Annotated in this window: 8 protein-coding genes; 4 read left to right on the top strand and 4 right to left on the bottom strand. The window is 64.0% G+C overall.

Annotated elements, in window-relative coordinates; all coding sequences use genetic code 11:
- Together WCB02_RS32545 and WCB02_RS32540 are read left to right on the top strand one after the other, a co-directional pair.
- A partial coding sequence (locus WCB02_RS32545; protein WP_423964775.1) for a VOC family protein occupies window positions 1-279 on the top strand: 279 nt, incomplete at its 5' end.
- Between the two features lie 144 nt (window positions 280-423).
- Entirely contained in the window at window positions 424-2,001 is a 1,578-nt protein-coding gene (locus WCB02_RS32540) for an AMP-binding protein (RefSeq protein WP_423964773.1), read from the top strand.
- A 95-nt stretch (window positions 2,002-2,096) separates the two neighbouring features.
- On the opposite strand, the gene WCB02_RS32535 is transcribed toward WCB02_RS32540, so the two are convergent.
- From WCB02_RS32535 to WCB02_RS32525, 3 genes are all read right to left on the bottom strand, one after another.
- Window positions 2,097-2,375 (bottom strand): cytochrome P450, encoded by a 279-nt coding sequence (locus WCB02_RS32535; protein WP_423964777.1) that lies wholly within the window; start codon window positions 2,373-2,375, stop codon window positions 2,097-2,099.
- Window positions 2,376-2,502: 127 nt separating this feature from the next.
- Window positions 2,503-2,751 carry a hypothetical protein gene (locus tag WCB02_RS32530; RefSeq protein ID WP_423964771.1) on the bottom strand — a complete coding sequence of 83 codons (249 nt, stop codon included), beginning with the start codon at window positions 2,749-2,751 and terminating at the stop codon, window positions 2,503-2,505.
- A 281-nt stretch (window positions 2,752-3,032) separates the two neighbouring features.
- Entirely contained in the window at window positions 3,033-4,130 is a 1,098-nt protein-coding gene (locus WCB02_RS32525; protein WP_423964768.1) for an HD-GYP domain-containing protein, read from the bottom strand.
- A gap of 350 nt (window positions 4,131-4,480) precedes the next feature.
- On the opposite strand from WCB02_RS32525, the gene WCB02_RS32520 reads away from it, so the two are divergent.
- Window positions 4,481-5,269: an alpha/beta fold hydrolase gene (locus tag WCB02_RS32520; protein ID WP_423964765.1), complete on the top strand. Its 789-nt coding sequence runs from the start codon at window positions 4,481-4,483 to the stop codon at window positions 5,267-5,269.
- Between the two features lie 73 nt (window positions 5,270-5,342).
- The gene (locus tag WCB02_RS32515) at window positions 5,343-6,017 is read left to right on the top strand and encodes a dienelactone hydrolase family protein (RefSeq protein WP_423964763.1); all 675 of its coding nucleotides are present in this window, start codon (window positions 5,343-5,345) and stop codon (window positions 6,015-6,017) included.
- 155 nt (window positions 6,018-6,172) lie between these two features.
- Here the strand turns inward: WCB02_RS32515 and WCB02_RS32510 are convergent.
- Window positions 6,173-6,729: polysaccharide biosynthesis/export family protein (locus WCB02_RS32510; RefSeq protein WP_423964761.1), on the bottom strand; the 557-nt coding region annotated here is incomplete at its 5' end.

Here is a 6,729-nt window from a genome sequence, read left to right as displayed (position 1 = left end):
CTCATGTTCGGCAACCAGAAGATCAACGTGCGGCCGAAGACGGCCGACAAGGTGGAATGGTTCACCGCCGACCACGAGACCGCCGGCAGCAACGATCTGTGCTTTCTGACCACAAGCCCACCGGACGAGGTGGTCGCGCATCTGAAGGCCAATGACGTTGCGATCGAGGAAGGTCCGGTCGCAAGACAAGGCGCGCGCGGCACGCTGCGCTCGGTCTATTGCCGTGACCCCGACGGCAGCCTGATCGAGATTTCGTCGTATGAGAATGGTGGCGCCTGAACAGGCACTGATCGTCACGTCCCGGGCTTGTCCCCGGCATGATACCGGCGGGGCAGACGGCGATTTGATCGCGGCGAGCTGCAATGGCAAGAAGGCTCCCAAGAAACGGCAGAAGCGGCCATCCAGGTCCGCATGGGAGGAACCATGCCAAATCAACAAACGCCGGGCGTTGTCGGGCCGTTCGCGGGGCTCGACGTGCCGTGGCTGCTGCGGATGCGGGCTGAAACCCGCCGCGATCATCCGTTCCTGATCTGGGCGCCGTTCGGCGCACCGGCCCGATCCTGGAGCTACGGCGAGTTTCACGACCGTGTCGGCGCGCTCGCCGCCGGCCTCGTCAGGCGCGGCATCAAGCCCCGCGACTTCGTCCTGATCCATCTGGACAATTGCATCGAGGCCATGCTGGCGTGGTTTGCCTGCGTCGAGCTGGGCGCCATCGCAGTCACCACCAACACCCGCTCGGCGGCGGCGGAAATGGAATATTTCGCCGGCCATTGCGGTGCGGTCGCCGCCATCACGCAACCGGCCTACGCCGAGACGATCGCATCGCATTGCGAGGAACTACGCTGGATCGCGGTGATCTCGCACGACGCGGGAGTACCGGCCAAACACGCCGTGCCGCGCGGCGACAGTTTCGACGCCCTGTTCGCCGACAGCGTCGACCGGCCGCGCCAACCGACCGATCCGCTCGCCCCCTGCAGCGTGCAATACACCTCGGGCACCACATCACGGCCCAAGGCCGTGTTATGGACCCATGCCAACGCCTTGTGGGGCGCCAAGGTCAACGCCGCGCATCAGGACCTGCACCAGGGCGACGTGCACCAGACCTATCTGCCGCTGTTTCACACCAATGCGCTGGCCTATTCCATGCTGGCGAGCCTCTGGGTCGGCGCAACCTGCGTGATTCAGCCGCGGTTTTCCGCAAGCCGCTTCTGGCACGTGGCGATCGAGCATGGCTCGACCTGGACCTCGACGATCCCGTTCTGCATGAAGGCGCTGCTGGAGCACGACATCCCGAACAACCACAAATTCCGGCTTTGGGGCACCGCGGTCTGCGAGCCGCCGGCGTTTGCCGCCTTCGGCATCAAGATCATCGGCTGGTGGGGCATGACCGAAACCATCAGCCACGGCATCATCGGCGAGGTCGAGCAGCCCAACACGCCGATGTCGATCGGCCGCGCAGCGACCGAATATGCCATCCGCATCACCGATGACCAGGGCGCCCCGACGCCGGTTGGGGGCACCGGCAATCTCGCGATCAAGGGCGTGCCGGGGCTTTCGCTGTTTTCCGAATATCTCCACAATGAAAAGGCCACCCGCGAGAGCTTTGACGCCCATGGCTATTTTTCGACCGGCGACCGCGTGACGCTGCTCGCGGGCGGCTACATCAAGTTCGCTGACCGGGCGAAGGACATGCTGAAGGTCGGCGGCGAGAACGTCGCGGCATCCGAGATCGAGCAGGTGATTGCCGCCGTGCCGGGCGTGCGCGAGGCTGCCGTCGTCGGCAAGAGGCATCCGATGCTGGACGAAGTGCCGGTGGTCTTCATCATCCCGCAGGCCGGCGTCGAACGGGCGCCGAAGGGCCTGCCGGACGCCGTGATGGCCGCCTGCCGCAAGGCGCTGGCGGATTTCAAGGTTCCCTGCGAGATCAGGCTGATCGACGAGATGCCGCGCTCGACCCTGGAGAAAGTGGCGAAGGCCGAATTGCGCAAGATGCTGGGGTAGGGCGGTTACGTCAGGTCGGCGTCGTCGTAATCGAGATGCCCCGCTGCCTCCAGCCCCAGGAAGAGCGGTTGATTTGCTCGTTGCAACGCCGAAGCTCACGCCAGCTCAAACCGAATCGGCAGCTTCTTCGGCCCGTTGACGAAATAAGCCTGGGTCATCTTCACCTTGCCATCGAGCGCGAGCGATTTCAGCCGCGGCAGCAGTTCCTCGAACAGAATCCGCATCTCGAGCCTGGCGAGATGCTGGCGGAGGCAGAGATGCGCGCCATAACCGAAGGAGATGTGGCGGTTCGGCCGGCGGTCACAGCGGAAGCTGTCCGGCGCATCGAATAGCGCTTCGTTGCGATTGCAGGAGGCGTAGCAAGCATCAGCCAGTCACCCTTGGCGATGGCGCGGCCACCGAGCTCGGTGTCCTCAGTGGCGCTGCGCATGAAATGCTTCACCGGCGTCGTCCAGCGGATCGCCTCCTCGACCAGGCCCGGAATCAGCGCCGGATCGGCCTTCACCCGCGAAATTGCGCCGGGTCCTGCGCGAGTGCCCAGATCGCGCCCGCAGTCGATGACGACGTGGTGTCGTGGCCGGCGGTGGCCACGATCATGTAGTAGCTGGTCGCGTCATGGTCCGGCATATGGTCGCCGTTGATCTTCGCATTGGCAATCACGGTGGCGAGATCGTCGCACGGGTGGCGGCGGCGATCCTCGGTGATGGCACCGAAATAAGCGGCGAAATCGGTCACCACCGCCTGCAGCATCGCGGAGAAGACTTCCGGCAGGCGCCTTTTGGATAGTCATCGCAGGTCGCGTAGCCCTCGTGCTGGATATCGGGACCTTCCAATTCCGCAAACTTCGCCCAGTGGTCGTGATCCCCGCTTTCACTCCATCGGCTGTAGGACGGAATTGCAATCGCAGACCCTGGAGGTGCCGGCGTTGGCGGCTCGCCATTTCTTGTCCGGATTTGTCGTCATGAGCGCCTCGTACGCCCGACTCAGAGACCGAGGCAACTCAATCCAACGACCGAGTCTCCGCCGAGCGATCAATAGCAGCCCAACGCCACCGGGCGGAACGCCTGCAGCAATTGCTGGTCAAGCTTGCCGGCCATGCCTTCCATGATCGAGAACGCCCGGGCGTGGGTATAGGGCAGGCGGTAGACGCGTTTCTCCACCAGCGCCGCGTAGATGTCGACGATCGTGGTCAGCCGCACGATATCGCTGATCTGGTTGCTGTGAAGACCATTGGGATAGCCGGTACCGTCCAGCAGCTCATGATGGTGCAGGATGACATCCAGCATTTCCGGAGGGAAGCCGCCCTGCTCGGCGAGCGCGTCATAGCCGCGGCGCGGGTGCTCGCGGACTTCCTCCATTTCCTCATCGGACAGCTTGGCGGGCTTGTCGAGGATCCCGACCGGAATGAACGCCTTGCCGACATCGTGCAACAGCGCGGCGCGGGTCAGCCGGCGCTGGTCGTCCTCGCGCATGCCGAGATGCTGCGCGAACGCCACCGAGAAGCCGGTGACGAAAAGGCAATGGCGATAGGTGCCGGTGTGATGGCAGCCGACCATGGTGAGCCATTGCCGCAATGAGGAGTGCTTGATGGCCTTCAGGATCTTGTTCTCGGCCGCAACGACGTCGTCGAAGCGCAGCGGCCCGCCGGCCGGCAGCCGCTCGAACATCCTGGCGATCACCTCATGGGCGGCGGCGACGCCGCGATTCAGGGTCTTGCCACTGTCGGTGGCGTCGTATCCCTCACTGTCCGGGAACGCGGCACGGATGCGCCGCAAAATAGCCTCGGCATCGAATGGTCGCGAAATCGTGTCCGTCGCACCCAAGGCCCAGGCCTGCATCGAGGCATGGTGTAGCGCGTCGGCAAGCACGAACAACCGCGGCATCTCGCGATAGGCGTCGGTAGAGAGCTTGCTTCGAACCCGCTGCACGCTCTCCGCAGAGCGCAGATTGATATCAACCACGATCCCCGAAATATGGCCGTCGGGCGCAAGCGGGATCTCCGAGGTCGGGATGGTGTCGACCTCACCCACCGATCGCAGAATATCGGCGAGTTCAATGCTGTGGTCGCCCCGGTCCGACGCAAGCAGGAGACGCCGTTTGGGCGAAGGCGGTTTGGTGAGGGTGGTCATGAAACCTTGGGGGCTCGCGGTGAGTGCCTACCTGCAAAGGTAGCCCACAACGGGTTCCACGAGGCTTAACAGCCATGGTCAAAGTCCCACCCTGGTTGAGCATAAAAATTTAACGAATTGCGCGCGGGAAAATCCCGACAATCTCAAGCAAGTGTCCAAGGGCCCGAACGACGAGTCTTGTGCGTTGCAGCAATAGCGTCGCCAAGATGCTGGCAAGTGCTGGACCACGGGTGATTGCCTCAACCTGCGCGCGCGGACTGACAGCCTGTCGAAGTTGGACGGTTCACACCGCAGAACATCGCGCTACAGTGAAATCGGAAAAGCGTCGAACAAGCGTCACGGAAACTGCGATGCCGAAGATCGATCGCGACGGAGTCGAGATCTATTACGAGATCCATGGCGACGGACCGCCTGTGCTGCTGACCCACGGCTATTCGTCGACATCGACGATGTGGAACGGCCAGATCGAGGCGTTGTCGAAGCGTCACAAGCTGGTGCTTTGGGACATGCGCGGCCATGGCCAGTCCGACTACCCCACCGATCCCGCGGCCTACAGCGAGGCGTTGACGGTTGGCGACATGGCAGCGCTGCTCGACGCGGTCGGCGCCAAGGCCGCCATCGTCGGCGGCCTCTCGCTCGGCGGCTACATGTCGCTGGCATTCTATCGTGCCCACCCCGAGCGGGTCTCGGCGCTCTTGATCATCGACACCGGACCCGGCTTCAAGAAGGACGACGCCCGTGAGGCCTGGAACAGGCGCGCGCTTGATACCGCGGAACGTTTCGAGCGCGAGGGGCTGGACGTATTGAAAGCTGCAAGCCGCGAGCGCTCCACCGTCAGCCATCGCGACGCCAGCGGGCTCGCGCGCGCCGCGCGCGGCATGCTGACCCAGCGCGACGCCCGCGTGATCGAGCTGCTGGCTGACATCAAGGTGCCGTCGCTGGTCGTGGTCGGCGCCGATGATGCGCCGTTCCTGGCGGCATCCGATTACATGGCAGCGAAGATTCCGGGTGCAAGGAAAGTGGTAATTCCAGCCGCCGGCCATGCGGTCAATATCGACCAGCCGCAGGCGTTCATCGATGCGGTCGAGCTGTTTCTCGATGGCCTGCCACGCCAGGCTGCCGTCGCGCCATCGTCGTGATGGGGAGCAGACGTTCTGCTACCCTCCGACATTCCACAATGATCACCAACCGCGCCAACGCCAAGGATGCTCCATGGGACAAGACATCGAACTGACGGCTTCGGACGATTTCCGGCTGGGCGCCTATCGCGCCGAGCCAACCGGCGCGTCCAAGGGCGCCATCGTCGTGATCCAGGAGATCTTTGGCGTCAATCACCACATCCGCAATGTTTGCGACCGATTGGCCGCCGAGGGTTATGTCGCGATCGCGCCTGCGATCTTCGACCGCAGCCAGCGGAATTTCCAGTGCGGCTATTCACCCGATGAAATCGCCGAGGCACGCAAATTCATCGCCAATCCGGACTGGGCTGCGATGCTGCGCGACACCGAGGCCGCGATCGATGCGGTGAAAAGCGAGGGGCCGGTCGGCATCATCGGCTTCTGTCTCGGCGGCAGCATTGCCTATGCGGCAGCGACCAAACTGCCGGGGCTAACGGCTGCGGTCGGCTATTACGGTGGCGCCATCGTGCGCTTCGCCGACGACAAGCCGAAGATGCCCACGCAACTGCATTTCGGCGAAAAGGACGCCGGGATTCCCCTGACCGATGTCGAGACCATCAAGGCCAAGCGGCCGGAGGTCGAGGTCTTCATCTATCCGGGCGCGCAGCACGGCTTTAGTTGCGACGAACGAGCAAGCTATGACAAGACCAGCGCCGATATCGCCTGGCCGCGCAGCATGGCGTTCTTTGCCAAGCATCTGAAAGCATGAACTGAGCATGAGCCGGTTGTCATTCCGGGGCGCCAACGGGTCCCGCGCCAAGCGCGGCCCGATGACGGGCGCCACGAACCCGGAAGCTCGAGATTCTCCGATGCGCAATTGCGCATCTGAGGTTCGTGCTGGGCACGCCCGGAATGACGGAAAAATCAGAACCAGCGTTCGCCGACCATCACGGTGTCGCCCGGGCTGAGCGAAGTGCCGAGCGGCGCTGCGTAGCGTGCGGCGCCAGAGGCATCGGTATGCGTGAGCGTAACCGCGTCACGGCGGGCCCGCGGCGAGAAACCGCCGGCGATTGCGACCGCGCTCTCGACCGTCATGTTCGGCACGTAGGGATATTGGCCGGGAGCCGCGACTTCGCCGAGGATGAAGAACGGCCGGTAGGATTCGATCTCGACCGCGACCGAGGGCTCCCGGATATAGCCGTTGCGCAGCTTGGCCGTGATCTCGGCGGCGAGCGAGGCCGGCGAGCGTCCGCGCGCAGGCACTTGGCCGATCAGCGGCATGGTGATCGAGCCGGCGGCATCGATGATATAGGTGTTGGTCAGACCGTCCTGGCCGAACACGACGACGCGGAGTTTGTCGCCGGCATCCAGCCGGTAGGAGGCGTCGTAGCTAACGGGCCTGGGCATCGGCGCGGCGGCATAGGCACCATAGGCCGACGATGGCGCCGAAACCCGTGCGGACGTGCCTTGCGGCGCCGCGC

It is taken from the genome of Bradyrhizobium sp. (genome assembly GCF_049581145.1).
Lineage (GTDB): Bacteria > Pseudomonadota > Alphaproteobacteria > Rhizobiales > Xanthobacteraceae > Bradyrhizobium.
Note: the sequence above shows the minus strand (reverse complement) of the source record. Positions and strands in the feature narration are given on the sequence as shown.